General features: G+C 39.3%; 29 protein-coding genes. 25 read left to right on the top strand and 4 right to left on the bottom strand.

What is annotated here, in order from left to right:
- The first annotated feature begins 337 nt into the window (after positions 1-337).
- From NSQ41_RS12080 to NSQ41_RS12040, 9 genes are all read left to right on the top strand, one after another.
- Complete coding sequence (locus NSQ41_RS12080) at positions 338-934, top strand: hypothetical protein (RefSeq protein ID WP_339193005.1); 597 nt, start codon at positions 338-340, stop codon at positions 932-934.
- Complete coding sequence (locus NSQ41_RS12075) at positions 931-1833, top strand: YIEGIA family protein (RefSeq protein WP_063388600.1); 903 nt, start codon at positions 931-933, stop codon at positions 1831-1833. Before NSQ41_RS12080 ends, NSQ41_RS12075 begins: the two co-directional genes overlap by 4 nt.
- Positions 1824-2012: a hypothetical protein gene (locus tag NSQ41_RS12070; RefSeq protein WP_327856234.1), complete on the top strand. Its 189-nt coding sequence runs from the start codon at positions 1824-1826 to the stop codon at positions 2010-2012. The genes NSQ41_RS12075 and NSQ41_RS12070 overlap by 10 nt, the downstream gene beginning before the upstream one ends.
- 191 nt (positions 2013-2203) lie before the next feature.
- Positions 2204-3514, top strand: a complete 1311-nt coding sequence (der, locus tag NSQ41_RS12065) for a ribosome biogenesis GTPase Der (protein WP_339193004.1) — start codon at positions 2204-2206, stop codon at positions 3512-3514.
- Between the two features lie 19 nt (positions 3515-3533).
- Positions 3534-4577: an NAD(P)H-dependent glycerol-3-phosphate dehydrogenase gene (locus NSQ41_RS12060; RefSeq protein WP_339193003.1), complete on the top strand. Its 1044-nt coding sequence runs from the start codon at positions 3534-3536 to the stop codon at positions 4575-4577.
- A 114-nt stretch (positions 4578-4691) separates the two neighbouring features.
- Positions 4692-4892, top strand: a complete 201-nt coding sequence (locus NSQ41_RS12055; RefSeq protein WP_063388596.1) for a DUF2768 domain-containing protein — start codon at positions 4692-4694, stop codon at positions 4890-4892.
- A gap of 20 nt (positions 4893-4912) precedes the next feature.
- Positions 4913-5626 (top strand): hypothetical protein, encoded by a 714-nt coding sequence (locus NSQ41_RS12050; protein ID WP_339193002.1) that lies wholly within the window; start codon positions 4913-4915, stop codon positions 5624-5626.
- A 170-nt stretch (positions 5627-5796) separates the two neighbouring features.
- The gene (spoIVA, locus tag NSQ41_RS12045) at positions 5797-7275 is read left to right on the top strand and encodes a stage IV sporulation protein A (protein ID WP_063388595.1); all 1479 of its coding nucleotides are present in this window, start codon (positions 5797-5799) and stop codon (positions 7273-7275) included.
- A 513-nt stretch (positions 7276-7788) separates the two neighbouring features.
- A complete protein-coding gene (locus tag NSQ41_RS12040) occupies positions 7789-9090 on the top strand; it encodes an arsenic transporter (protein ID WP_339200025.1) in 1302 nt (433 codons plus the stop codon).
- Positions 9091-9178: 88 nt separating this feature from the next.
- Here the strand turns inward: NSQ41_RS12040 and NSQ41_RS12035 are convergent, their stop codons facing one another.
- From NSQ41_RS12035 to NSQ41_RS12020, 4 genes are all read right to left on the bottom strand, one after another.
- Positions 9179-9853 carry a DUF2642 domain-containing protein gene (locus tag NSQ41_RS12035; RefSeq protein WP_339211630.1) on the bottom strand — a complete coding sequence of 225 codons (675 nt, stop codon included), beginning with the start codon at positions 9851-9853 and terminating at the stop codon, positions 9179-9181.
- Positions 9854-9916: 63 nt separating this feature from the next.
- Positions 9917-10897 carry a hypothetical protein gene (locus NSQ41_RS12030; RefSeq protein WP_339210021.1) on the bottom strand — a complete coding sequence of 327 codons (981 nt, stop codon included), beginning with the start codon at positions 10895-10897 and terminating at the stop codon, positions 9917-9919.
- Between the two features lie 136 nt (positions 10898-11033).
- Entirely contained in the window at positions 11034-12113 is a 1080-nt protein-coding gene (locus NSQ41_RS12025) for a CotH kinase family protein (RefSeq protein ID WP_339196730.1), read from the bottom strand.
- 175 nt (positions 12114-12288) lie between these two features.
- Positions 12289-12783 carry a hypothetical protein gene (locus NSQ41_RS12020; protein ID WP_339210020.1) on the bottom strand — a complete coding sequence of 165 codons (495 nt, stop codon included), beginning with the start codon at positions 12781-12783 and terminating at the stop codon, positions 12289-12291.
- A gap of 420 nt (positions 12784-13203) precedes the next feature.
- Here NSQ41_RS12020 and hbs point away from each other — a divergent pair, with 420 nt between their 5' ends.
- From hbs to trpB, 16 genes are all read left to right on the top strand, one after another.
- A complete protein-coding gene (gene hbs / locus NSQ41_RS12015) occupies positions 13204-13482 on the top strand; it encodes a non-specific DNA-binding protein Hbs (RefSeq protein ID WP_063388591.1) in 279 nt (92 codons plus the stop codon).
- A 227-nt stretch (positions 13483-13709) separates the two neighbouring features.
- Entirely contained in the window at positions 13710-14276 is a 567-nt protein-coding gene (gene folE / locus NSQ41_RS12010) for a GTP cyclohydrolase I FolE (RefSeq protein WP_066251953.1), read from the top strand.
- Positions 14277-14293: 17 nt separating this feature from the next.
- Complete coding sequence (gene mtrB, locus NSQ41_RS12005) at positions 14294-14521, top strand: trp RNA-binding attenuation protein MtrB (protein ID WP_063388589.1); 228 nt, start codon at positions 14294-14296, stop codon at positions 14519-14521.
- 113 nt (positions 14522-14634) lie between these two features.
- Positions 14635-15411 carry a heptaprenyl diphosphate synthase component 1 gene (locus NSQ41_RS12000; protein ID WP_235600459.1) on the top strand — a complete coding sequence of 259 codons (777 nt, stop codon included), beginning with the start codon at positions 14635-14637 and terminating at the stop codon, positions 15409-15411.
- 3 nt (positions 15412-15414) lie between these two features.
- Positions 15415-16140 carry a demethylmenaquinone methyltransferase gene (locus NSQ41_RS11995; protein WP_063388587.1) on the top strand — a complete coding sequence of 242 codons (726 nt, stop codon included), beginning with the start codon at positions 15415-15417 and terminating at the stop codon, positions 16138-16140.
- On the top strand, positions 16141-17103 hold the full coding sequence (gene hepT / locus NSQ41_RS11990; RefSeq protein ID WP_117016818.1) for a heptaprenyl diphosphate synthase component II: 963 nt from the start codon (positions 16141-16143) through the stop codon (positions 17101-17103).
- Positions 17104-17187: 84 nt separating this feature from the next.
- Positions 17188-17634, top strand: a complete 447-nt coding sequence (ndk, locus tag NSQ41_RS11985) for a nucleoside-diphosphate kinase (protein WP_063388585.1) — start codon at positions 17188-17190, stop codon at positions 17632-17634.
- 68 nt (positions 17635-17702) lie between these two features.
- Positions 17703-18479, top strand: a complete 777-nt coding sequence (locus NSQ41_RS11980; RefSeq protein WP_063388584.1) for a protein-glutamate O-methyltransferase CheR — start codon at positions 17703-17705, stop codon at positions 18477-18479.
- A 105-nt stretch (positions 18480-18584) separates the two neighbouring features.
- A complete protein-coding gene (gene aroC / locus NSQ41_RS11975; RefSeq protein WP_063388583.1) occupies positions 18585-19757 on the top strand; it encodes a chorismate synthase in 1173 nt (390 codons plus the stop codon).
- Entirely contained in the window at positions 19757-20851 is a 1095-nt protein-coding gene (gene aroB, locus NSQ41_RS11970) for a 3-dehydroquinate synthase (RefSeq protein ID WP_063388582.1), read from the top strand. The genes aroC and aroB overlap by 1 nt, the downstream gene beginning before the upstream one ends.
- Positions 20848-21213, top strand: coding sequence for a chorismate mutase (gene aroH / locus NSQ41_RS11965; protein WP_339211628.1), 366 nt, complete (start codon positions 20848-20850; stop codon positions 21211-21213). The genes aroB and aroH overlap by 4 nt, the downstream gene beginning before the upstream one ends.
- 237 nt (positions 21214-21450) lie before the next feature.
- On the top strand, positions 21451-22965 hold the full coding sequence (trpE, locus tag NSQ41_RS11960; RefSeq protein WP_339210019.1) for an anthranilate synthase component I: 1515 nt from the start codon (positions 21451-21453) through the stop codon (positions 22963-22965).
- Positions 22962-23978, top strand: a complete 1017-nt coding sequence (gene trpD, locus NSQ41_RS11955; protein WP_144598138.1) for an anthranilate phosphoribosyltransferase — start codon at positions 22962-22964, stop codon at positions 23976-23978. The genes trpE and trpD overlap by 4 nt, the downstream gene beginning before the upstream one ends.
- Entirely contained in the window at positions 23971-24738 is a 768-nt protein-coding gene (gene trpC, locus NSQ41_RS11950) for an indole-3-glycerol phosphate synthase TrpC (RefSeq protein ID WP_339196711.1), read from the top strand. Before trpD ends, trpC begins: the two co-directional genes overlap by 8 nt.
- Positions 24735-25373 carry a phosphoribosylanthranilate isomerase gene (locus NSQ41_RS11945; RefSeq protein WP_339210018.1) on the top strand — a complete coding sequence of 213 codons (639 nt, stop codon included), beginning with the start codon at positions 24735-24737 and terminating at the stop codon, positions 25371-25373. Before trpC ends, NSQ41_RS11945 begins: the two co-directional genes overlap by 4 nt.
- Positions 25370-26569 (top strand): tryptophan synthase subunit beta, encoded by a 1200-nt coding sequence (gene trpB / locus NSQ41_RS11940; protein WP_339211626.1) that lies wholly within the window; start codon positions 25370-25372, stop codon positions 26567-26569. Before NSQ41_RS11945 ends, trpB begins: the two co-directional genes overlap by 4 nt.
- The last annotated feature ends 1 nt before the right edge of the window (position 26570 follow it).

The following is a 26570-nucleotide window of genomic DNA, read 5'->3' as shown; positions in this document are numbered from 1 at the left end:
TGATACATCCAGCCTGAATTCATTAGCCCACAATTTTTTTGCAGAAAAACTCCCTCCTAAAAAACAAATAATGATTTAGAAGCCTTTTTTTATGAAAAGAAATTATACGGACATTCTGCCATTAAACAGATCGGCTTATGAGTTCTAAAAAAATAGCGAAAATTCCTTTCTTGACGGGCAGTGAAATGTTTACATTTTCCTCTCACAGCAATCCATCAGCAATCAATTCTCCCACAGCCTTTTAACTGCTTTTTATACGCTTTTAGCTTTGATTTTAAAATTTGTACGGTTAGCATCCATAAATTTTTCACATAATGGAAATAGTAGGAGGTTGGAGATGGAAGGAATATATTATTATTGGTTCATGTGGATAATTTGGGTAATTGTAACATTTTGGCTTCCAAAAACGGATGCTCGTTTTTGGCTCTCCTTTTTTATATTGTTAAATATTTTAGGAAGTGCAACGTTTATACACTTTACACAAATACATGTTGGTTTTTCGTATATCTTATTTGCTTTGCTTAGTTTTTTCATCTTGTATAGAACTAAGCGTTTATTTTATTCATTATTTTCCGTTTTGATCATTACGGTTGCCTATGCAGGAGTCAAGCTGTTTTATTTATTTGATCCTGTCTGGTTTTTACTTGACGTTCAGATGTATTTATCTATATTAGGAGTCATTTTATCCAATATGCTGAGCAAAGATTTTTTTGAAGGAATGGCATTTTTTATATTGGGATCTTGTTACGGAGAAGCTCTTTTTTCGTCTGCAGTTTATTCTTATTATCGGCCGATTGTAATAGGCGACTTTCCTTTTCTTGATATGCTGTCAATCGGAATCTTTTCATTGCTCATATGGGCGTCATTCAAAACATTCGCTGCTTCTTTAGAACATATATTCAAAAAACATGCAAGGGAGAGGCAAGGGTCATGAATGAATACACGCTTCCTATTTTTTATGGTGTCTTCGTAGGTGTGTTAGCCCGTCTTTTTATGCTAAAAACCGATTATCGCCAATATCCAACATATTTGCACGGAAAAATTATTCATATCGCACTTGGATTTATAGCGGCGGGACTCGGCACGATTGCTGTTCCGGCCATAATGGAAAAGGAGTTTACTGCCATTACTTTTTTAACGTTGGCTGCATCGCAGTTTCGCGAAGTCCGCAACATGGAAAGAAATACACTGTCAGAGCTCGATCAATATGAGCTTGTTCCTCGGGGAAGTACATATATTGAAGGAATTGCAATCGCCTTTGAAAGCAGAAATTATTTAGTGATTTTCACATCTTTATTTGTTACGCTTGCTTATTTAATCTTTGGCTTTTGGATGGCTCTTGTGATGACGGTCGTTTGCTTTATCATTTCTAAAGTGTTAATGTCTGGAGGCACATTGAAAGATATTGTTGACATTCAATATGTAAAGCCGCATTTTGACGGTGCAGGCTTGTATGTCGATGACATTTATATTATGAATATCGGCATCCCGGAAAAACGTGAACTAGTTTTAAAATATGGCATGGGGTTTATTTTGACACCAAAATCATTTGATGCGAGAACAACGATTGCCAACATCGGACAACGTCAGGCGATTCTCCATGATGTCTCAACTGCGCTGGGCGTAAACCGCGATGCGGGTGAACCATCTTTAGTCCCATTGGCAAAACGAGATCTTGAGGATGGAAGAGTCGGCGTGTTTGTGCTTCCTCAAAAACATGATTTGGATATCGCCATTCGAGTGATCAGCAACGTGCCAACGCTTGAAAATGCCATTCGCATGCCGACGGAGTCGAAGGCAAATAGGAAAGGTGAGAAAAAACGATGGTTTTAGAGAAAGCGGTTTTAGCGGTCGTTACGACAAATGAGAAAAAAATAAAAGGCGGTGCACCTGTTTTTATTTGTGATAACCAAAACGAAATGGATTCGATTGCAAAAAATTTAGAAGCGATTCTAGATGGAATTGCTCATGCCATAAGCGAGGAAATATATATCATTGTGAAACATTTTTAAGGCAGTTGTTCAATTTCATAAACTGCTATATAATAGGGTAGTTGGAAAAAAGCTTGGTAAAAAACTTCCGGGGCATGCCGAAAAAGGAGTTAGGCGCGAAAACATGCTGCGATTTCTTGAAGGCGTAGCCCCTTTAACATTATACATAGTGAAAAATGTGATGAGTTTTAAATTAGGAAGGAAGTTTTAGTATGCCGAAACCTGTTGTGGCTATTGTCGGTCGACCAAATGTCGGCAAATCGACGATTTTTAATCGAATTGTCGGTGAACGTATTTCAATTGTAGAAGATATACCTGGTGTTACCCGTGACCGTATTTATGCACCTTGTGAATGGCTGAATTTCCAATTTAACTTGATCGATACAGGTGGAATTGAAATTGGGGATGAACCGTTTCTAGCACAAATTCGCCATCAGGCGGAGATTGCGATTGAAGAAGCGGATGTAATTATTTTCATTACTAACGGTCGAGAAGGCGTAACTCCCGCTGATGAAGAAGTTGCAAAAATATTGTACCGCTCAAACAAACCCGTTGTCCTTGCCGTCAATAAAATGGACAACCCGGATATGAGGGAAAATATATATGAATTTTATTCTCTTGGCTTTGGAGAACCGTACCCGATATCAGGAGCGCATGGGCTCGGACTGGGAGATCTTTTGGATGCAGTATGCAAACATTTTCCAAAACTCCAATCAGAAAATGATGATGAAGGCATCATTAAATTTTCTTTGATTGGCCGACCAAATGTCGGCAAATCTTCCTTAGTAAATGCTATTTTAGGAGAAGAAAGAGTGATTGTCAGCGAAATTGCTGGAACAACACGAGACGCTATTGACACTAAGTTTACGTATAACAAGCAGGAGTTTGTCATCATTGATACAGCTGGCATGAGAAAAAAAGGAAAAATTTATGAGACAACAGAAAAATACAGTGTTTTGCGGGCGCTTAAAGCGATTGAACGCTCTGACGTAGTGTTAGTTGTTTTAAATGCAGAGGAAGGAATTATTGAACAAGACAAGCGAATTGCTGGCTACGCCCATGAAGCCGGGAAAGCCGTTGTCATTGTAGTAAACAAATGGGATGCAGTGGAAAAAGATGAAAGAACGATGAGAGAGTTTGAAAAAGATATTCGCGATCAATTTTTATTTTTAGACTATGCGCCAATCGTCTTTTTGTCTGCAAAAACGAAGAAAAGATTGCACACATTAATGCCTCAAATTATTCTTGCCAGCGAGAATCATGCGATGCGTGTCCAAACAAACGTATTGAATGATGTGATCATGGATGCCGTTGCTATGAATCCGACTCCAACGGACCACGGTACGAGATTAAAAATCTATTATGCAACACAAGTTTCTGTTAAACCGCCTACATTTGTCATATTTGTAAATGATCCGGAGCTTCTTCATTTTTCATATGAACGTTTTTTGGAAAATCGTATTCGCGATGCATTCGGGTTTGAAGGAACCCCTATTAAAATCATTGCGAGAAAAAGAAGATAAATAAAAGGAAGTGAGTAATTTGGCGAAGGTGGCAATATTGGGAGCTGGAAGCTGGGGAACAGCGCTTGCAATTGTTCTTTGCGACAATGGTCATGAAGTGCATCTTTGGGGACATCGGAAAGAACATATAGAAGCGATCAATCGTACAAAAAAAAATGAGAAATATTTGCCAAATGTCCCATTGCCGGACAATTTAACCGGATTTTATTCCTTAAAGGATGCGGTTGAAAATGTGGAAACGATTGTCTTGGCAGTCCCGACAAAAGCGATAAGAGAAGTGCTGAGTCAATTAAGAGAAGCCATTGATCGGCCGGTTTTAATTGTCCATGTTTCAAAAGGGATTGAGCCGGGTTCATTAAAAAGAATTTCCGAAATTATTGAAGAAGAAATGCCTCCTCACCTTTTGAAGGACGTAGTTGTATTATCAGGTCCAAGCCATGCGGAAGAAGTGTCTTTGAGACAGCCGACAACAGTGACTTCTGCGAGCAAAAATATTCAAGCAGCAAAATTTGTTCAAGATTTATTTATTAACCGCTATTTTCGTGTGTATACGAATCCGGATATAATCGGGGTTGAAATTGGAGGAGCGCTGAAAAACATTATTGCTTTAGCTGCCGGAATCAGCGACGGCCTTGGATACGGGGACAATGCGAAGGCTGCTTTAATAACTAGAGGATTGGCGGAAATTTCAAGATTAGGCTGTAAAATGGGTGCCAATCCATTAACGTTTTCTGGTCTTGCCGGAATCGGCGACTTAATTGTCACTTGCACAAGTGTGCATTCCCGCAATTGGCGTGCCGGCCATTTGCTAGGAAAGGGCAAAAAACTAGATGAAGTTTTAGAAAGCATGGGAATGGTTGTCGAAGGAGTAAGAACAACAAAAGCAGCTAAACAGCTTTCTGAAAAATATTCAGTAAAAATGCCGATTGCCAATGTCCTTTATGAAGTGCTGTTTCACGAAAAAGATCCGAAAGAAGCAGTCGAAGCGCTTATGGCGAGAGTTAAAACGCATGAAATGGAAGATCTTGTGAACATATTAGAAAATCGAAATGAAGAACTGTAGCACATTTCCCAGCTGCTTCAGTTTTTTTTTGAATTCGATTCTTATATGGAAAACAATTGCGTGAAAAAGAGCATATGTTAAAATGATTGGTAGGAATAGAAGGAGTGGATCACAATGTCAGAAGGTCTAATGAAAATGTGGATTGCCCTCACAGCGATGGCCTTTATGTTTATCGCGGTCTTTTCCATATACTTGAGCCGTTTTAAACTAAAAGGATTTTTGAAATCTATCACAGCAGTGATTGCTTATTTTTTTATGATTTTAGCAGGAATTATCATTTTTTTCGTAGTCTTTTCCGGACCGACAAGCGAGTAGGCAAAGTGAGGAAGACGAGGATGAACAAGAAAAGCATAATGAAATCTTTCATCTCTATCATGTTTGTTTTGCTTTTATCTGGATGTTTATACCCAGAAGAACGATTACATAAAAATGAAATACCTTATGAAGCGCAAATACAATCCGTGCAAAAAGCAGTAGAACAATATAAGGCTGATACGGAAGGGCTTTTGCCGATTAAAACGAGAGACAAATCAACGCCTATTTATGAAAAATACCCTATTGATTTCAATCTGTTGATTCCTGAATATTTGCCTGAGCCCCCTGGCGCCGCGTTTGAAAATGGAGGCATTTACTTATATGTTTTAGTCGATGTGGAAAAAAATCCAACCGTAAAGCTGATCGATTTACGAATAGCAGAGGCGATCCGTGAACTAAAGATGAGGATCAATGCTCATGAATATCCTCCTTATGAAAAGCAAATAGCGAAAAATGTATTTACACTGAACTATAAAAAGCTAGGATTAAAAGAGCCTCCTCATGTGAAGAGTCCGTACTCAGGGGAAAATCTTCCGCTTGTGATCGACAACAATCGAGAAGTTTATGTTGATTACAGCTTAGATTTATACCGTGCCATAAAGGAATCAAAAAGATCATTCAAAGAGGGGGAAGATATCCGTCATTTGCTAGTAGAAAACTCCCCGTTCGTCCCTGCATTTTCCCTTCCATATACTGTGAATGAAAAAAATGAACCGGTATTTTTAATAAAATAAGTCATGAACCTTTTTCTTAAGAATACAATTTAAGAGAAAGGTTCTTTTCTTTTTGGAAGAAATTCTTTTTTTACAGTCATAACTAGATAGGACAACATCATAAATATGTAATGACTAAAGAATTGTAAATGTATGGATGTTATAAGACTTGAAAGTCGGGAGGGAATCACTTGGAAAAGGTAGATATTTTCAAAGACATTGCAGAGCGAACTGGCGGCGATATTTATCTAGGGGTCGTTGGTGCAGTTAGAACCGGTAAATCAACATTCATAAAAAAGTTTATGGAATTAGTTGTTCTTCCCAATATTGAAAATGAAGCGGATAAAGCACGTGCTCAAGATGAGCTCCCTCAGAGCGCAGCAGGCAAAACCATTATGACAACGGAGCCAAAGTTTGTCCCGAATCAAGCGGTCACCGTCCATGTTGATGAAGGCCTTGATGTCAATATAAGATTAGTAGATTGCGTAGGATATACAGTGCCTGGTGCAAAGGGATACGAAGATGAAAATGGGCCGAGAATGATCAACACTCCATGGTATGAGGAGCCGATCCCGTTTCATGAAGCAGCGGAAATTGGCACCCGCAAGGTTATTCAAGACCACTCAACAATCGGTGTAGTCGTCACAACAGACGGTTCAATCGGCGAAATTCCTAGAAAAGATTACGTAGAAGCGGAAGAACGAGTAATTGAAGAGTTAAAAGAAGTCGGAAAACCATTTATTATGATTATTAATTCTGTGCATCCTCATCATCCGGATACGGAGGCTTTAAGAAAAGAATTAAATGAAAAATATGATATTCCAGTTCTTGCTATGAGCGTGGAAAGCATGAGGGAAATTGATGTAACGAATGTATTGAGAGAAGCGCTTTTCGAATTTCCTGTCTTGGAAGTCAATGTGAATTTGCCCAGCTGGGTGATGGTGCTGAGAGAAGATCATTGGCTTCGCACGAGCTATCAAGAAACGGTGAAGGAAACAGTAAAAGATATCAAACGTCTGCGTGATGTCAATCAAGTTGTCCAGCAGTTCAGTGAGTATGATTTTATTGAGCGGGCTGGACTAGCTGGTATTCAAATGGGCCAAGGGATTGCGGAGATCGATTTGTTTGCGCCGGATGAGCTGTACGATCAAATTTTAAAAGAAGTTGTCGGTGTTGAAATACGCGGGAAGGATCATCTGCTTGAGCTCATGCAAAATTTTGCACACGCTAAGGCGGAATACGATCAAGTAGCCGATGCTTTAAAAATGGTAAAACAGACAGGTTACGGCATAGCAGCACCGGCTTTATCAGATATGAGTCTGGATGAACCGGAAATTATCCGCCAAGGATCGAGATTCGGCGTCCGGCTCAAAGCAGTCGCACCTTCCATTCATATGATTAAAGTAGATGTTGAATCTGAATTTGCACCGATCATTGGCACAGAAAAACAAAGTGAAGAGCTTGTGCGTTATTTAATGCAAGATTTTGAAGAAAATCCTTTGTCCATATGGAATTCCGATATATTCGGAAGAAGCTTAAGCTCGATCGTCAGAGAAGGAATACAGGCAAAATTGTCGTTGATGCCTGAAAATGCGCGCTACAAATTAAAAGAAACATTGGAAAGAATCATCAACGAGGGGTCAGGCGGGCTCATAGCAATCATATTATAAAAGATCAAAAGGTCAAAAACAACGGTTTTTTGGCCGTTGTTTTTTTCACAAGGGGCAAACGAGTGAGCCCTGTTTTTTTTTTTTTTTTTTTTTTTTTTTGACAAGAAGTTCTGCCCTGCGTTTTCCGGCCTTTGAAAAGACACATCATTTTTTTAAAAAGGTTAAACAACTTAGCAAAAAAACCGACAAGTGAATTGATTTGTCTTCTGTGCAGTTAAATTGTATAGAAAACATATTGCATTAGCGTAAATGATTCCGTCTTTTTTTCGACTAAAATCATGATATGACAACAATCTTGCCGAGATAATAGTTGATAGTTTTTTGCGGATTTAATAGAAAATGGGTTGTTGATAGATAGCAGAGATATTGTTAGACACATATTTATATAGTACAGGTGATGAGGAGTGATAGAAACCATGGTGGATATTTAAAAAGAATCTGACGGTAAGGAAGAAGGGAAATAGTTTGCTAGTTGACCGCGATTTAGTGATTTTATTCGTGTTTTTCATAACGATGATCTTGATTTTTTGGCGCCCCCGCGGAGTAAATGAAGCATTTCCAGCAACAATTGGGGCACTTATCATATTATTCGTTGGGGGAATTAGCTTTCAAGAATTGTCGGAAATTGCTTTAAATGTAACAGAAGCTTCTGTTACGATTATCGCAACGATTGTCATGGCAATCGTTTTGGAAAGCTTTCGTTTTTTCGAATGGTGTGCTCATCATTTGGCATTTAAAGCTAACGGATCTGGAATCCGATTGTTTTGGTATACGAATCTTCTATGTTTTTTCATGACTGTCATATTTAATAATGACGGAAGCATTTTAATTACGACTCCTATTTTACTGCTACTTCTTCATCACCTTCGTTTAAAACATCACGAAAAAATTCCGTACCTTCTAAGTGGAGCGCTGGTTGCCACCGCTTCAAGCGCGCCAATTGGTGTCAGCAACATTGTAAATCTGATCGCATTAAAGATTGTAGGAATGGATTTATACATGCATACGGCAATGATTTTCGCACCTACTGTAACCGGGTTGTTGTTAATGGTCAGTTTGCTCTTTTTCGTTTTTTATAAAGACATTCCAAAAAGGGTGATAAACGTGCCAAAAGATGAGAACTTTTTCATCCAATCGTATCATCCTTTGAAGCCTAAATTGTTGCCAAAAGTTTTTAAAGAGAAGACAAGTATGATGATGAAAATGTTGATGTTTGTGATCGTTGTTCGAATCAGTCTGTTTGTCGCTTCCTTTTTCGAAATCTCGATAGGGCTTGTGGCTCTGTTTGGTTCAATCGTTTTATTAACGGTACGGTGGTATAAGCTTCGTTTAAGTCCAATCGATGTTTTAATGAAAGCACCATGGTCAGTATTTCTGTTTGCTTTTTCCATGTACATCATCGTTTATGGCTTGAAAAATATCGGGTTAGTTACTTTTTTCCTTCAGCTGTTAAAGCCGTTGATGACAGATGTAGCAAGCGGAATTTTTTGGATGGGCGGGCTGATCACTGTTTTATCCAATATCTTTAATAATCACCCGGCATTAATGATCGGTTCAATGGTGCTTACAAATTTCGGATTGGACGAAATCACGTTAAAAACAGCTTATTTAGCAAGCATCATCGGCAGTGATATCGGCTCATTGCTGCTTCCGATCGGTACGTTGGCGACGCTCTTATGGATGCACATTTTAAAAGAGAACGGAATGAAAATCGGCTGGGCAAAATATGTGAAAGTAACATTTGTTGTCATTCCGCCAACATTAATATTTACGATGTTCTGTTTATACTATTGGATCAAGCTTTTGTTTGTATAATGTTAAAAAATGGGGTGCGATTCACCCCATTTTTTTTATAAATTGAAGCAATGGTTTAGGCGAAACGTAATTAAGCAGGCGGAAACGTTTACGGAACGTGCACTGTTTTAATATGGGAAATTTTTAAAAACACCGTGTGGCCTTCAGCTGTTACCAATTCGACGAAGTTTTGCTGAACAGACTTTAACACTCCGATTTTTTCTTGTTTTTCCCCAAGATCAAATACTACTAGTTTGTTGATGAATTTTTTTAATTGTTCTTCAAAGGTGCGGTTAACGGTGATCATGGCGGGCACCACTGGCAATTCATGTTCGTTTAACGAGTAAGGCGTTGTTGTGTTTGGATATGGAATGAGCCATTTTAAATGGTGAAAAGACACTAAAACATATTTAAACACGGGGGAATAAAAAACAAAATAGTCAGTTAAGACAGATGTAATATAACCGTGTAAAGCTTTATTTCCAGTTACATATGTTTCAACAAACATTCCTTTAGCATTTATTAATATTTTTCGGTATGAAATGGAATCATCCTCAATAATCATTGGTTTAATCGTTTTTTGATCGTATTTAATCGGATTTTCGTCATCATATTTTTCCAAACTGTGTAAATGTAGAAGAGGAATATATATATATTTATAACCAATATAAAGTACGATCACATCTAATCCTTCGTCAACTAAAATTCCGATAACTTCGTTTTTGCCGCTTATTTCTGCTTTTACTTGTTCGTCAATAAGTTCGGAAAATCTCAAAACTTCAATGCCTCCTTTCTTTGAAACAACAGAAACAAAAACAGAGGGGGAATTTGATGGCAGAGACGCTAGCTAGCCTTTCCAACGATAGTGGACAGTTTTGACTACTTTTTCAAGATGCGGCATTGATCGCAACTGTATCTCTGCTCTTTCTATATAGGCATTCGAAGCTCTTCTGCTTTCATTTGGCGTTGACCGGTATTTTTTTTCAGTCCTTCTATCAAGATCATCTGTTCTTTCATGACGTTCTGAGTGTGAGTAAGTGTTTTTGTGCTCAATCTCGGACGTGCTTTGCCCGCTTTTAGAATCTCTTTCCATAGAAGTTCTTTTATCACGATCGGATCGATCTTTTTTTTCAGTTTGTTTGTTCTCATTTTTTTTCTGATCGCGGGAACCTTCAAAAATGCTTCGAACGTGGAACGGCTGAATTCGAATGACTTCTTCTTTGTTAATTAAAATGAATGTCCCATTTCCGTTGTATGACAGAACACCTTCGAGCGCTTCCGGTCCTCCCCAATTGATGGAAACCCATTTATGAATAAAATAATTGAGTATTTCATCAAATGTTTTTACTTTCAAATAGCGGACGGTTTCCTTTTCTTCAGCGTTTTCGCTTTTGTTTAATGAGAAGCTTTTAATATGCTCAAAATTGACATAGATCACCCGATCATCTTTGTAGAGAACGGCATAATGATTTGTTACATCTAATAACTTCCCGCTCATTGCTTCAGGGCCGCCTTGGTTAATTTGAAGGTATTCGTATTGAAATAATTTCATTAGGCGGCGGAAGCTATCGCTTTTCGAAGCGTTTTGTTCAACATTTTCCAGTCGAAAAGGTTTGGAATTTGTCTTAGAATTTTCCGTAATGCTTTTAATGTGTTTCAATTGGTAGTAAACAACATTGTTTGATTCGAATAAATAGAGGGCCAAATAATCAGTTTTTACTTCAAGCAGTAAACCGCTTTTGCTTTCAGGACCGCCTCTATTCACCTTAATCATTTTTCCAACAAGCGACTTTACATATTGATAAAATTTTTCTCCAGTTGCAGTCATTTTCATTAACCTCCCTTGGCATTCAACCATACAGGTCATTTATAATGTATTTATACGTTCAAAATGGGAGAAAGCAACAGAACATTTACCCAATTCATGAAAAATAAGCGATCGCCTATTTGCGTTCTTCAACTTGCTAAAACATTAAATGTGAAGCGATAAATTGATTTCTTTTTGAGATAAAATCGAGAATTTGTGAAGGCTGTTGATCAAATTCGTCAAGGGTATATTGGAAAAAAGGATCTTTGCTAATAAACTTTTTCACTTGTTCATAATAACCGTATACAGCATCTTTCAAATTTTTTACCGTAAATTGATGTTGTATAGTGTCATATAAAAGTTGTTGGTAAAGTTTTTTATACTTTTGGACGTCTAGCAGCCTTGCCGTTAAAGTGTTAAATCCTTCTACCCGAACATAGTCATGTCGCATTTTTTCTCCGTTGACATCAATTCCCCATGTCGCGTCGTAATCCCAGGGAATAATATGAAAACGGCTTGTTTCTCCATGTAAGTAAAGTGCGTAATTGTGAACAAAACCATCGTAATTTTGTGTGCAAATGACACCTGTCAGCCATTTTAAATATTGCTCCACGTTTAAATATTGTTCGATTTCTTCAGAAAATTGGGACGAAGTGCTTGTATTAACAAAATAAATAAATTGTTCGAGCTTACTAAAATCATCATTTTCCCCGTATTTTAACTCATATCCTTGTGATAAGCTTTTTTTTACCTTTTGGTCTAAATCGCTGTATAATGAAAAATTCGCATCACCATCTATTGCATAAAAAATTGGACCTTTAGGCAGTTTTCTTTTTGCTAAAAAATCTTCATTGACGGATTCAAGGCGTAAATAAATACCTTGATGGATTCCATTGATCGATAAAAGGACGAATTTTGTTTCGGGAACGAATACTCCTATGCGGTCAAAAAAATAAAAAGAAAGCTTATTGCGAATCAATGAAGGATCAAAATATTCCGCATTTAAATGAAATTCCTTTTCGTTATTGTATTTTGAAGGACGGTAATATTTTATAAAAAAAGATTTTTTTTTCGCTTTCCTAGTATGAGAGCCACGATACATTATATCCGCATCGATTTTTTTCTTCCCTAAATAAACCATGCCGGGAACTCCGTCTTCATCCCATTTATTTTTTTGTAAAAAAAGCAAATCTTTCGGATGAATGTATAAGGAAATTTTCTCCAAGTGTTTTTCCATTTGATCCCTCTTTTCACTGTTTTTCATTTAAATAGTATGAATGTGGATAAAACTTGCCACTGATGGCAAACGCACATTTTTTTAAACGATTTAAAAGTCCAAACGAGTTAGTGTGAAGATTCATATGCTATACAAAATAAAAAGGGAGGCAGAATAGTGATTTCCGAAAAAGTCATTAAAGAAGCATTTCATAGTGGGGAAGAAAAAGGGTTGAAACATTTTTATTTCCAAGAACCTGAAGGAAGAAGAAGATCGGATAAAACATGCGGCAGCCGGAGAAGAAGCCATCGCAGCGACCATAAAAAAACATGCGGCAGCCGGAGAAGAAGCCATCGCAGCGACCATAAAAAAACATGCGGCAGCCGGAAAAGAAGCCATCGCAGCGACCATAAAAAAACATGCGACAGCCGGAGAAGAAGCCATCGCAGCGACCATAAAAAAACATGCGACAGCCGGAGAAGAAGCCATCGCAGGGGCCATAAAAAAACATGCGGCAGCCGGAGAAGAAGCCATCACAGCGGCTATAAAAAAACATGCGGCAGCCGGAAAAGAAGCCATCGCAGGGGCCATAAAAAAACATGCGGCAGCCGGAGAAGAAGCCATCGCAGGGGCCATAAAAAAACATGCAGCAGCCGGAGAAGAAGCCATCGCAGCGATCGTAAAAAAACATGCGGCAGCCGGGATTTTAAACATACGAAAAGAAAAAAAATTCGGCGCTTTGAAAACGGAAATATGTGGGAGCTGCGTTTTTAAATGATGGAAGGGTTGACTGCTTATGCAGTCTCCCTCTATTGTTTTGGCGAACTTTTTGCCAAAGCAACTGAAAAATGACTGAAATTAATAGAAATGTGCTTGATTCTGCCATTATTGTTATGATAATCTTTTTACAGAAATTCTTCTCTCATAAGGATGAATCATCCTTTGCAACCAATTTGAAAATGAAAAACTGTTGAAATGAAATATTGTTTCATTTATGATAAGCTAGTCACCAACTTCTTGTTGTTGCATGTATAGAATTCTTAAAAGCTGTGAAGAAATGTATAATAGCTGGATTTTCATGAAACTTTTTTGGGAGGAGGTGAAACATTAAATGAACAAAACAGAATTAATCAACGCTGTAGCAGAAGCTAGCGAATTATCCAAAAAAGATGCAACGAAAGCTGTAGATGCTGTTTTCGATACAATTTTAGAATCTTTGAAAAAAGGTGACAAAGTTCAACTCATCGGTTTTGGAAACTTTGAAGTGCGTGAGCGTTCAGCGCGCAAAGGTCGCAATCCTCAAACTGGTGAAGAAATTGAAATTCCGGCAAGCAAAGTGCCTGCGTTTAAACCAGGCAAAGCTCTTAAAGATGCAGTTGCTGGCAAGTAATGAAATGAACGCACACAATTAAGAAATGAGTAGCGACTACATATGCTCGCTGCATTTCTTCACAGAATAAGCCCCTTTTTGGGGCTTTTCCTATTTAGGCGAGATTGTTCAAAGGTTTTATTGAAAAGATTTCTGTTCTATTTGCGGGAAAGGAAGCTTCATTTTGCTTTTTTTTCATTAATTGTGCTAGAATCGGTATGAATGAATGACAATAGGAGGAGCCGAGTATGCCAAAAATTAATAAAGAGCAAATAGAACAGGCAGTACGTTTAATTATAGAAGCTATAGGGGAGGATCCTAATAGGGAAGGATTGGCTGATACACCTAAGCGGGTTGCCAATATGTATGAGGAAATTTTTTCAGGTATAAATCAGGATCCTAAAGAATATTTTCAAACCGTATTTGAAGAGGATCATGAAGAGCTTGTTTTAGTAAAGGATATTCAATTTTTTTCAATGTGCGAACACCATCTAGTTCCTTTTTTCGGTAAAGTACATATTGCATACATACCAAAAGGCGGCAAAGTGACTGGACTAAGCAAACTAGCCCGCGCTGTTGAAGCGGTTGTAAAAAAACCACAGCTGCAAGAACGGATTACATCAACGATTGCCGACAGCATAGTCGAATCATTGGATCCTCACGGTGTGATGGTTGTTGTTGAAGCGGAGCATATGTGCATGACAATGCGCGGAGTGAAAAAGCCTGGATCAATCACTGTAACGTCAGCAGTCAGAGGATGTTTTTTGAATGATGCTGCGGCAAGAAGCGAAGTGCTGTCATTAATAAAAAAATAAACGGTAGGTGTTGATAGATGAATCCGAATCAAAATGATTATGTGGTTATTAAAGCAATTGAAGATGGCGTCAATGTGATTGGTTTGACAAGAGGTTCCGATACTAGGTTCCACCATTCCGAAAAGCTTGATAAAGGAGAAGTAATGATTGCTCAATTTACGGAACACACTTCTGCCATTAAAATTCGCGGCAAGGCGCTTATTCAAACAAGCTATGGAGAGATTGAGAGCGGCGAGAGAAAATAAGCAGGATTTCTGCTTTTACTTTTTCGACAAAGCCTAATGAAAAAATGTGGTTATGATATAATAAAATTTGTAAATGTTAGTATAGAGATATATGGGGGACAAGGGTGATAATGATGGAAATCTATCAAAAGCTGGAGCAAATAAAACGTTCGCTAGACCAATATTTTTCACATCCTGTGTTTAAACAATATATTCAAAAGCCTGTAATTGATGAAGACAAGCTGCTATTGTTTTACGCGCTTTTTGAAGAAGCGGAAATAGCAGATGAAAAGAAGGAAAAATATGTTGTGACCGCCATGCTTGTTCAATCAGCCCTTGATACCCATGATTTAGTAACGACAACGGAATGTGAAAATAAGAAGCTTTTTGTTGAAAGACAATTAAATGTCATTGCAGGTGATTATTTCAGCGGACTATATTATTTTATTCTTTCTGAAATTCAAGACTTGAAAATGGTTCGTGCGCTTGCAACCGCGATTAAAGAAATTAATGAGCATAAAATTCGTCTTTACGACCGAAGCTGCCAGTCGATTGAAGCAATAGTCGAAAGCATCGTCATTGTGGAAACCGCGTTATTTCAACGGATCGGAGAGCATTTTCAAATTGAGACGTGGCCGGAAATTTCCAAAACATATTTAACATATAAACGTTTATGTGAAGAAAAACATAAATACGATAAAAATAGCCAGTCCGTTTTAACACAATTTCAAAAGAAATCTAAAAGCCCGATTGATTTAGTTGGAACTTTCATAGAATGCTGCAATCATTATTTCTGGGAAATTAATAAACTGTTGGAAAAAAGTCTGAAATATTCGCCTGCCGTAAAACAATTTATTATGAACCGAATTCATGTATTACGGTTTTCGCATATGATAGTGGAGGAAGGTTAAAAAATGCAGCAATCGAAAGAAGAACGTGTGCACCGCGTATTTGAAAAAATTTATAAAAATTATGACCGGATGAATTCTGTGATCAGCTTTAATCGTCATATTGCATGGCGAAAAGAAACGATGCGGAGAATGAATGTGAAAAAAGGTTCCTACGCACTCGATGTTTGCTGCGGAACGGGGGACTGGACGCTTGCGCTCGGGGAAGCAGTCGGGCAAAACGGAAAGGTCATAGGACTTGATTTTAGCCAAAATATGTTAAGCATCGGTGAGGAAAAGGCAAAGGAAAGACAATTTTCCAATATTTCATTTATTCACGGCAATGCGATGGATTTGCCGTTTCCTGAAAACGAGTTTGATTATGTGACCATCGGGTTTGGCCTCAGAAATGTTCCTGATTATATGCAGGTTCTATCGGAAATGTACCGCGTATTGAAACCCGGAGGAATGGTAGTTTGTTTGGAGACATCACAGCCGACCTTGATTGGCTTCAAACAGCTTTACTATTTTTATTTTCGCTTTATCATGCCTTTATTCGGCAAGATATTTGCTAAAAGCTATGAAGAATATTCTTGGCTGCAGGAGTCCGCGCGTCAATTTCCTGGCATGAAAGAGCTGAAAAAAATGTTCGAGCAAACTGGTTTTATAAATGTAGAAGTGAAGCCATTTACAGGCGGTGTTGCAGCAATGCACTTAGGTTATAAACCGAAATTGGAAACAAAGGTGAAATAAATGAAGTTAAAATCATTCTATTCCTTTTTAACAAAAGACCTTGAAGTGATTGAAAATGAATTGCTGTCTTCCGTACAAACAAAAGATCCGTTAATACGTGAAGCCGGGATTCATCTTCTTCAAGCAGGGGGAAAACGGATTCGCCCTGTTTTTGTATTGTTGTCAGGAATGTTCGGAGATTATAACATTGACCGTATGAAACCGGTTGCCGTCGCTTTAGAGCTGATTCACAGCGCCTCATTGGTACACGATGACGTCATCGACAATGCTGAGCTGCGAAGAGGAAAACCAACAGTTAATGCAAAATGGGACAATCGCATTGCCATGTATGTTGGAGATTACTTATTCGCACGGGCTCTTGAAATCATAACAGAGCTGGACGAGCCGCTTATTCACCGAGTTCTTTCGAAAGCTCTTGTTGAACTCTGTTTAGGAGAAATCGAACAAATCAACGATAAATACAATTTTGATCAGTCTTATCGGACGTATGTCAAACGAATTAAAAGAAAAACAGCTTTATTAATTGCTGTCAGCTGCCAATTGGGCGCTCTTGCCTCCGGCGCTCCAGAATCCGTTTGTAAAAAGCTGTATTTGTACGGTTATTATGTTGGAATTTCGTATCAAATTATTGACGATCTTTTAGATTTTACCTCTACGGAAGAAGAGCTTGGAAAACCAGTTGGGAGCGATTTACTTCAAGGAAACATTACCCTTCCTGTTTTGTTTGCCATGCAAAATGAAGAATTAAGAAAAAAAATTGTCAAAATCAATAATCAAACAACTGCTGAAGAAATCAAGCCGATTATTTATGAAATTAAAAAATCAAGAGCAATCGAACAGTCGATGAATATTAGTAACCGCTATTTGCAGAAGAGCTTTCATCAATTGGAAGGCCTCAAGCACGGGAAAGCGCGAACTTCGCTATACAATATTGCCAAATATATTGGAAAAAGGAAATTTTAGTTTGCGTAACCGCTTTAATAATGATACTATTTTCTTGTGGATTTTGTACTTATACATAAAGAAATTTTCGAGGTGGATGTGTTGATGGAAAAGACGTTTTTAATGGTAAAGCCTGATGGTGTACAACGGCAGCTGATTGGACAAATCGTTTCAAGATTTGAGCAAAAAGGGCTGAAGCTTATCGGTGCAAAATTAATGAAAATCTCTGAAGAATTGGCCCAGCAGCATTATGGAGAACATAAAGAAAAGCCTTTTTTCAATGAACTCGTTCAATTCATCACTTCAGGACCGGTTTTTGCAATGGTTTGGGAAGGCGAAAATGCAATCGAAATTGCCCGTCAAATGATGGGAAAAACCAATCCAAAGGATGCCCTTTCTGGAACAATTCGCGGCGATTTTGGTTTAACAGTAGGGAAGAATGTAATTCACGGTTCTGATTCACCTGAAAGCGCTGAGCGGGAAATTCAATTGTTTTTTAAAGCTGAAGAGCTTGTAGAATATGACCGTGAAATTGATGCATGGATCTATTAACATCTGACCCTAATCAAACAATGGTTTGATTAGGGTTTTCTACATTACATTCGGGGGAAGATCGGAAAGTGACAGATAAGGACTATGTTGCATTTATCGAAAAGATAAAAAGAAAAAGTGGGATTGACCTGTCGTTATATAAAGAGACTCAAATGAAAAGAAGATTAAAATCATTGTATGAAAAAAAAGGCTTTCAATCCTTTCACGAGTTTTTTTTAGCGATGGAAAAGGATAAATGTTTATACAATCTGTTTTTAGATCGGATGACGATTAATGTTTCTGAATTTTTTCGCAACTATCAGCGCTGGAACATCCTTGAAAAAAAATTGCTTCCGCGTTTGCTGAATGGTAAAAAACATATAAAGGTTTGGAGCGCTGCCTGCTCAACGGGAGAAGAACCTTACACAATTGCGATGATTTTAGCACAAAATTCGCTATTGAAAGACTCATATATATTAGCCACAGATATAGATGAACAAGCGATTAAAACAGCACAAATTGGAATTTATCCGGAAAGATCGCTAAAAGAAGTACCTCTTGAATATAAAACTAATTATTTTCAGCAAGAAGGCTCTTTCTATCATGTAAAAGAAGACATTAAACGCTCGGTTACTTTTAGAAAGCATAATTTGCTGTCAGACCGCTTTGAAACAGATTTTGATTTGATCGTATGCCGAAACGTCCTCATTTATTTTACTGAGTCTGCGAAAAAAGAGCTTTATGAAAAATTCAGCAACTCGCTTAGACGAAACGGGATTTTATTTGTTGGCAGCACAGAGCAAATTTTCACTCCGGAAAAATATGGATTAAAAACGATCGAAACGTTTTTTTATACACGATTGTAGCAATAGCAAAGATCTTTCTATTCAAACAAAAAATCTTATGGTATAGTTACGTAAAAGCATAAAAGCATAAAAGCGTTAAAGTGTTATGGGAAGGAGTTTGCTAGTATGAGATATTTGACAGCAGGGGAATCTCACGGCCCGCAATTAACGACGATTATAGAAGGAGTTCCGGCAGGGCTTCCTCTAACGAAAGAAGACATCAATATTGAGCTTGCAAGAAGACAGAAAGGCTATGGCCGCGGTCGAAGAATGCAAATCGAAAAAGACCAGGTGCAAATACTAGGCGGAGTGCGCCATGGCGAAACGCTAGGATCACCAATAGCGCTAGTTGTAGAAAATAAAGACTTTGCCCATTGGACGAAAATTATGGGGGCAGAGCCGATTTCCGAATCGGAGAAAGCGGAAATGAAACGAAAAATTACGAGACCTCGCCCAGGCCATGCCGACTTAGTCGGGGCGATCAAATACGGACATCGTGATATGCGCAACGTGCTTGAACGCTCTTCTGCCCGGGAAACAACTGTCAGGGTGGCAGCAGGAGCTGTTGCGAAGAAAATTTTGTCTGAACTCGGCATTCAAGTGGCAGGACATGTCATTGAAATTGGCGGTGTCCGTGCGCAAAAATTGGACTATTCGACGCTTGCTGAGTTGAAGGAAAAGACAGAGAACTCACCTGTGCGTTGTTTAGATGAAAATGCGGCTCAGCAAATGATGAAGGCGATCGACGAAGCAAAAGAAAAGGGTGATTCCATCGGCGGCATCGTTGAGGTGATTGTTGAAGGAATGCCGCCTGGTGTCGGCAGCTATGTTCATTGGGACAAAAAGCTGGATGCCAAAATAGCGCAAGCGATCGTAAGCATCAACGCGTTTAAAGGGGTTGAGTTCGGCTTGGGATTTGAAGCGGGACGGAGTTTTGGCAGCGAAGTTCATGATGAAATCCTTTGGAGCGAAGAGAAAGGATACTATCGCAAAACAAACAATCTGGGAGGCTTTGAGGGCGGCATGACGACCGGCATGCCCATCGTCGTCAGAGGAGTCATGAAGCCAATTCCAACACTGTACAAACCTTTGCAAAGCGTTGACATTGATACGAAAGAGCCTTTTTTGGCGAGCATTGAACGATCGGACAGCTGCGCAGTCCCGGCTGCAAGTGTTGTGGCGGAGGCAGTTGTTGCATGGGAAGTAGCCAAAGCGATCGTTGAACAGTTTGGTCTTGATCGCATTGACCTAATTCGGGAAAATATCGAACGTATGAAACAATATGCGAGGGAATTTTAATGGAACAGATGATGATTCAAACGAAAAGTCGCCCGTATCCAGTTTTTTTAGGAGACGGAATTATCGATAATGTCGGAGAATGGCTTCTGTCTGTTTGCAATAATCCTTCGAAAATTTTGATCATTACTGATCAAACAGTCAAGGATCTGTATGGCGGAAAATTAGAGTCGGTATTAAAAGCATTTGATTTGGACGTATTGACATGTGTTGTTCCGAGCGGCGAACAGTCTAAATCATTTGAAACGTACTATAAATGCTTGACCTTTGCTTTAGAAAACAATCTGGACAGAGAATCCGTAATCATTGCTTTTGGCGGCGGAGTAGTGGGTGATTTAGCAGGCTTTGTAGCTGCAACATTTATGAGAGGAATTCCGTTCATTCAAGTGCCGACGACCCTTTTGGCTCATGACAGTGCTGTCGGGGGAAAGGTGGCCATTAACCATCCGCTCGGAAAAAATATGATCGGGGCTTTTCATCAGCCTCATGCCATTATTTATGATACACAGTTTTTAAAAACACTGCCTCTTCTAGAAATCCGCTCAGGATTTGCGGAAGTGGTGAAGCACGGCTTCATCAATGATCGTTCATTTGTTGAAAATTTAATGAAAACGATCCATTCGTTGAATCATGTAACAAGCGAACAGCTGCAATGGTTTATACGAAAGGGAATTGAAGTGAAAGCAGAAATTGTCGCTGAAGATGAAAGAGAAACAGGAAAAAGGGCGTTTTTAAACTTCGGTCATACTCTCGGCCATGCGCTCGAAGCGGAGTTAGGTTACGGGAAGATTTCCCACGGAGATGCCGTTGCATGCGGCATGCTGTTTGCTCTATGGCTGAGTGAAAAGATATTCCGCAAAGATTTTCAATATAAATCGATCAAAAATTGGTTTAACGAAATCGGCTTTCCTGTCAAAATCGATGAAACCATTCAAACCGAATCGCTTCTCGAACGAATGAAAAAAGACAAAAAAACGGTACATAGCCAGATTCGTTTTGTGCTTCTCGAGGATATCGGCAATCCGGTACTTAAGACGTTTGACACGCATACATTATATTCATTTCTTAATGAGTGGAGAACGGAGGGATGCGTTTGATAAGAGGTGTTAGAGGGGCCATCACCGTTTCGGAAAATAATGAAGAACAGATTGTAGAAAGCACGGAGAGGCTCTTAAGGGAGATGATTCGATTAAACAACATTGACCCTGAACAAGTAGCTTCCGTGTTTATTTCGGCGACAAATGATTTAAATGCCTGCTTCCCTGCAAAAGCATTAAGAAATATTGAAGGCTGGAAATATGTTCCTGTGACATGCATGCAGGAAATAGCCGTTGAAGGCGCCCTTGAGAAATGCGTAAGGGTGATGATGCATATTAATACAGAAGCCGCCCAAAACGATATTTGCCATGTTTATTTAGAGAAGGCAAAAATTTTACGACCGGATCTTGTTGACAAATAATGCTGTATCCGATAATATGGCGAATAAGAAAGTTTTTATATGACCTGAAATGAGCTGAGTTTAGTTAAGGGTAGTTGAGAATGAGTCGAGGAAGTAATAGATGAGTGGTTTAGGAAGATAGATTGATCGACTGCCCAAAAACGTAATGTTTTTGGGCATTTTTATTATCAATTTCATCCCTCAAAAACGATCCTCTATGACTCATTCTCCAAATACTTTGGAGGAGTGAGTACTTCAATGGCAACAACCTTTCAAGATTTTTTGCAGGATTGCCGCAAATATAAGACGGTTCCCATTATCGAGCAATATCATGTCGATATGCTGACACCTATCCAAATATTTCAAACGCTGCAAACCGATGCTTGTTATATTTTAGAAAGCAATGACAGCGAGTCGAACTGGTCCAACTACTCGTTTATCGGTCTTGATCCGATGTATTTGATCAAGGAAGAAAATGGAACGTTCCAGCTGCAAAATCGAAAACAGATGGTCATGGACAAAGATGTTTCGTTATCAGCATTGTTTCATAGAATGACGGTAAGCTTCAATGTAAAAAAAGTGGCGATCGATGTGCCGTTTTCAGGCGGAGCTGTCGGAAAAATCGATTATGATGCGGTCAGCCTATTTGAAAAGATTCCAGCTCATCGTCATGCTGACAGAACCCATTCTGTATGTGAACTGGTCATTTGCCAAACGGTCATTGCATATAGCCACAAGGAAAAACTGCTGACATTTATTCATTATAGAGAGCTAGAAGGAAACGAAAGCGAGCAAGAGCTGAAGCAAATATTTGAGGCGGGAAAGGAACGCATTTTTCAATATCGCAATGAATTAAAAAACGTCAAGCCGGAAGGAAATATTTTCATCCCGTCAAACAAAGAACCGGTTTCTTTCGCCGGATTTGAATCGAATTATACAAAAGAACAATTTTTGCATCATGTTGAAAAAATGAAGGAATATATTCGTTCTGGCGATATATTTCAAGGAGTTCTTTCGCAGCGCTTTGAAAAACAAGTATCGGTAACCGGTCTGCAATTATATCGAATTTTAAGAATTATCAATCCTTCCCCTTATTTATTTTATATAAAACTATCAAACCAAGAGCTTATCGGCAGTTCACCGGAAAGATTGATTCATGTTCGCGACGATTATGTTGAAATTCATCCTATTGCCGGCACGAGAAAGCGGGGCAAAACAAAGGAAGAAGATAGAAGACTCGTTCGCCAATTGCTGCAGGATGAAAAAGAACTAGCGGAGCATTATATGCTTGTTGATTTAGCAAGAAATGATATCGGCCGAGTTGCTGAATACGGGACGGTCAAAACACCTGTACTTCTGGATGCAGCTTATTTTTCACATGTTATCCATCTCATTTCAAAAGTGAGAGGAAAATTGAGAAAAAGCATTCATCCGATTGATGCGTTAATTTCGGCTTTTCCTGCCGGAACCGTTTCAGGCGCCCCAAAAATACGCGCGATGGAAATTATTCATGAGCTGGAGCCGACTGCCAGGGGGAGCTATGCGGGGACTGTTGCATACATCAGCTTCGATGGAAGCATTGATTCATGCATCACAATTCGGACGATCACGCTGAGCAATCAGAAGGCATATGTCCAGGCGGGGGCTGGGATCGTTGCCGATTCTGTTCCTTTAAAAGAATGGGAAGAAACAAGAAACAAAGCGAGTGCGCTCATTCAAACGATCGAATTAGCAGAACAATTGTTTTTAGAAAAAGGGAGGAAGAGGGCATGAAGCATATATTGGAGAAGTGCATTAATGGTGAGACTCTTTCAGCATCTGAAGCAGAAGATATTATGAAAAAAATCATGGAAGGAAAGGTTCCGGACAGTCAAATTGCCAGTCTCATCACTATTTTACGATTTCGCGGCGAAACGGTCGAAGAGATGACGGGATTTGTGAAAGCGATGAAGGAAAATATGACTCAGCTTGAAGGATTTGAAAATGCAGTTGATACTTGCGGAACGGGCGGAGATGGAGCATCAACTTTTAACATTTCAACCGCATCTGCCATTGTTGCTTCATCGTTGGGAGTGAAAGTCGCAAAACACGGAAACCGCGCTGTTTCTTCAAGAAGCGGCAGCGCTGATGTGCTCGAATGTTTAAACATCCCAATCCAAACAACGCCTGAAGAAGCAAGAAGAAGCCTGGAAGAAACGAATATGAGCTTCTTGTTTGCTCCTCTCTATCATTCATCGATGAAGCATGTTGCCAAAGCAAGAAAAGAAGTGGGATTCCGAACGATTTTTAATTTGCTCGGGCCGCTGGCTAATCCGGCCAATACAAAACGACAAGTGCTTGGCGTTTCATCATTGGAGCATGCGGAGAAAATGGCTGAAACATTAAAACATTTCCGTTCAGAGCATGTGCTGTTAGTATCAGGAAGGGACGGATTAGATGAAATTTCGATCAGTGATGAAACGGATGTCGTAGAACTAAAAGATGGGAACATAACAAAATATACGATTTCTCCGGAACAATTTGGAATGAATCGAGGGAAGCTTGAAGAAATACAAGTCTCAGATGCGAAAGAAAGTGCTAAAATGATAGAGGAAGTACTGAAAAATAAAGGAAATGAAAGCGTGAAGAACATTGTAGCATTAAATTCGGCTGCAGCTCTTTACGTAGCAGGAAAAGCAAAAAACATTTCTGATGGGGTACAGATGGCTTTAACAGCCATAAAAGACGGGACCGCCTATCAGCAATTGAGGAGATTGGCCATCCGAAAGGAAGAGAGCTATGCTTGATACGATCATAAGAGTTAAAGAACAAGAAGTGAAAGAACTTGATTTGACGCAATTAGACAAAAAAGCATTCGAAAAAAGATCATTTTTCGATGCTCTTCAAAACCCGAACCGTTTTCTTGGGCTCATTGCGGAAGTGAAGAAGGCATCGCCGTCCAAAGGTGTCATTCGTGAAGATTTCGATCCTGTCGATATTGCAAAAAAATATGAGAGAGGGAAGGCAGACTGCTTATCTGTTTTAACCGATCAAAAGTTTTTTCAAGGGTCAACCGCATTTTTGTCTGAAATTAAAGAAAAGGTGAAACTTCCTGTTTTGCGCAAAGATTTTATTATCGATAAAAAGCAAGTGTATGAATCGAAATGGATCGGAGCGGATGCCATTTTGTTAATCGGGGAGGCTCTTCCGCCAAAAAAATTAAAGGAGCTTTGGGATGAAGCGGTCAGCTTAGAGCTGGATGTGCTGGTGGAGGTCCATTCTGTCGAGACTCTTGAAAGAATACTAGACATATTTGTGCCGAATATATTAGGGGTGAACAACAGGGATTTAACAACCTTTCATACGGATATTCATCATCTGGAAACGATTCAAAAATATGTGCCGAAAGATATTTTATTGATCAGTGAAAGCGGCATAAGCACGATGGCAGATTTGCAAACGGTGTATGAATATGGAGCAAAAGGCGTGCTTGTCGGGGAGGCGCTCATGCGGAAAAAAGATCCGGAACAAGGAATTTATGAGCTGTTTAAGGAGAGTGTAAAGTGAGACTCGTCAAAATTTGCGGCAACCGCACATTTGAAGATACAGCCGTTTCCATCAATCAAGGAGCCGATTATATCGGCTTTATCTTTTCCTCTGAAAGCAGACGGCAGGTGAAGGCAAATGATGTCGGCAGGTGGATGGAAGCTTTTCCAAAAGAAATGCGTCCAAAACTAGTAGGCGTATTTGTTCATCCGACGATTCAATTTTTAAAGGATGTGCTAGCAGCGGTCGAATTAGACTGCATACAGCTGCATGGCGATGAAGATGAAGAATTTGTAAAACAGGTAAAGGAAAAGTTCGGTCTTTCTGTTTGGAAAGCTCTTCCTCATCATGAACATGTGATAGAGGAAATGGAAAAATTTTCGCGTTGGGTGGATGGATATGTGATTGACAGCCGTGTGAAAGGAATGTGGGGCGGAACAGGCGTTGCTTTTGACTGGTCAAATGTGTCCGATTATACAATATGGGCGAAAAATCACCGGAAGCTTTGTTTTATTGCGGGCGGCATTACACCTGAAAACATAACAGAGCTGCTTGAAAAAGGCGCTGAAAACATTGATGTTGCAAGCGGTGTTGAAACAAATGAAAAAAAAGATGTCGAAAAAATAGCAAAATTAATAGAGAAGGTGAAAGGCTGATGAAATATCCTGATGAATATGGCAGGTTTGGAGAATTTGGAGGAAAATATGTACCAGAAACGTTAATGAAGCCGTTGTATGAATTAGAAGAAGCATTAAAGGATGCATTAAGTGATTCTTCTTTTCAACAGCAATATCATCAAATGCTGCAAAAATATTCCGGCAGACCGACCGCTTTAACATTTGCAGACCAATTAACAAAACATGTCGGGGGAGCAAACATTTTTTTAAAACGGGAGGATCTCAACCATACTGGTGCCCATAAGATCAATAATGCCATTGGTCAAGCGCTTCTGGCGAAAAGAATGGGAAAAAAGAAGCTTATTGCTGAAACAGGTGCCGGACAGCACGGTGTAGCATCAGCAACTGTCGCTGCGAAATTTGGCATGGACTGCAAAGTATTTATGGGAGAAGAAGACATCGATAGACAGCGCCTCAACGTTTTTCGGATGCAGCTGCTAGGTGCTGAAGTAGTGCCTGTTACAAGCGGAAATAAAACATTAAAAGACGCTGTGAATGAGGCGATCCGATATTGGGTTCAGCATTGTGAAGACCATTTTTATTTAATGGGCTCAGCTGTCGGTCCGCATCCATATCCGATGATGGTAAGAGAATTCCAGCGGATCATTGGAGATGAAGCGAAAGAGCAGTTTTTCAACGAGTTTGGCAAGCTGCCGGATGTTGTCATAGCTTGTGTGGGCGGAGGAAGCAATGCGATCGGGATGTTTACACCGTTTTTAGAAGAAGATGTAAAGCTTATTGGAGTGGAAGCAGGAGGAAAAGGAGTGGAAACGGGTGAACATGCGGCAACAATTACCAAGGGGACGAAAGGCGTTATTCACGGTTCGATGACGTACTTATTGCAAAATCAATACGGTGAAATTATTGAGCCTTATTCGATTTCTGCCGGCCTCGATTATCCGGGTGTCGGTCCGGAGCATGCTTATTTAGCAAAAATAGGGCGTGTCGTTTATGAATCTGTTACAGATGAAGAGGCGATTCTAGCACTCGAAACATTGGCGAAAACAGAAGGAATATTAGCCGCAATTGAATCTGCTCATGCCGTTGCAAAAGGAATTGAAATAGCAAAAACTTTATCAAATGAACAGTCAATTTTAATTTGTTTGTCCGGACGGGGCGATAAAGATGTTCACACTTTGATGAAAACGAAAGGGGGAGTTGAAAATGGTTTCTAAC

The organism is Aeribacillus sp. FSL K6-8210 (assembly GCF_037963925.1).
GTDB lineage: Bacteria > Bacillota > Bacilli > Bacillales > Aeribacillaceae > Aeribacillus > Aeribacillus composti.
Note: the sequence above shows the minus strand (reverse complement) of the source record. Positions and strands in the feature narration are given on the sequence as shown.

What these genes read in the sequence shown, in the direction of transcription:
- NSQ41_RS12025 (WP_339196730.1), bottom strand. Translation starts at nt 12,113, where the DNA reads ATGGAAAAACACTTGGAGAAAATTTCCTTATACATTCATCCGAAAGAT.
- trpE (WP_339210019.1), top strand. Translation starts at nt 21,451, where the DNA reads ATGGCAACAACCTTTCAAGATTTTTTGCAGGATTGCCGCAAATATAAG.
- NSQ41_RS11995 (WP_063388587.1), top strand. Translation starts at nt 15,415, where the DNA reads ATGCAGCAATCGAAAGAAGAACGTGTGCACCGCGTATTTGAAAAAATT.
- der (WP_339193004.1), top strand. Translation starts at nt 2,204, where the DNA reads ATGCCGAAACCTGTTGTGGCTATTGTCGGTCGACCAAATGTCGGCAAA.
- NSQ41_RS12000 (WP_235600459.1), top strand. Translation starts at nt 14,635, where the DNA reads ATGGAAATCTATCAAAAGCTGGAGCAAATAAAACGTTCGCTAGACCAA.
- NSQ41_RS12080 (WP_339193005.1), top strand. Translation starts at nt 338, where the DNA reads ATGGAAGGAATATATTATTATTGGTTCATGTGGATAATTTGGGTAATT.
- ndk (WP_063388585.1), top strand. Translation starts at nt 17,188, where the DNA reads ATGGAAAAGACGTTTTTAATGGTAAAGCCTGATGGTGTACAACGGCAG.
- NSQ41_RS12050 (WP_339193002.1), top strand. Translation starts at nt 4,913, where the DNA reads ATGAACAAGAAAAGCATAATGAAATCTTTCATCTCTATCATGTTTGTT.
- NSQ41_RS12030 (WP_339210021.1), bottom strand. Translation starts at nt 10,897, where the DNA reads ATGACTGCAACTGGAGAAAAATTTTATCAATATGTAAAGTCGCTTGTT.
- NSQ41_RS12070 (WP_327856234.1), top strand. Translation starts at nt 1,824, where the DNA reads ATGGTTTTAGAGAAAGCGGTTTTAGCGGTCGTTACGACAAATGAGAAA.
- NSQ41_RS12040 (WP_339200025.1), top strand. Translation starts at nt 7,789, where the DNA reads ATGATCTTGATTTTTTGGCGCCCCCGCGGAGTAAATGAAGCATTTCCA.
- hepT (WP_117016818.1), top strand. Translation starts at nt 16,141, where the DNA reads ATGAAGTTAAAATCATTCTATTCCTTTTTAACAAAAGACCTTGAAGTG.
- NSQ41_RS12075 (WP_063388600.1), top strand. Translation starts at nt 931, where the DNA reads ATGAATGAATACACGCTTCCTATTTTTTATGGTGTCTTCGTAGGTGTG.
- hbs (WP_063388591.1), top strand. Translation starts at nt 13,204, where the DNA reads ATGAACAAAACAGAATTAATCAACGCTGTAGCAGAAGCTAGCGAATTA.
- NSQ41_RS12055 (WP_063388596.1), top strand. Translation starts at nt 4,692, where the DNA reads ATGTCAGAAGGTCTAATGAAAATGTGGATTGCCCTCACAGCGATGGCC.
- mtrB (WP_063388589.1), top strand. Translation starts at nt 14,294, where the DNA reads ATGAATCCGAATCAAAATGATTATGTGGTTATTAAAGCAATTGAAGAT.
- folE (WP_066251953.1), top strand. Translation starts at nt 13,710, where the DNA reads ATGCCAAAAATTAATAAAGAGCAAATAGAACAGGCAGTACGTTTAATT.
- NSQ41_RS12020 (WP_339210020.1), bottom strand. Translation starts at nt 12,783, where the DNA reads ATGTTTTTTTACGATCGCTGCGATGGCTTCTTCTCCGGCTGCTGCATG.
- aroC (WP_063388583.1), top strand. Translation starts at nt 18,585, where the DNA reads ATGAGATATTTGACAGCAGGGGAATCTCACGGCCCGCAATTAACGACG.
- trpC (WP_339196711.1), top strand. Translation starts at nt 23,971, where the DNA reads ATGCTTGATACGATCATAAGAGTTAAAGAACAAGAAGTGAAAGAACTT.
- aroB (WP_063388582.1), top strand. Translation starts at nt 19,757, where the DNA reads ATGGAACAGATGATGATTCAAACGAAAAGTCGCCCGTATCCAGTTTTT.
- trpD (WP_144598138.1), top strand. Translation starts at nt 22,962, where the DNA reads ATGAAGCATATATTGGAGAAGTGCATTAATGGTGAGACTCTTTCAGCA.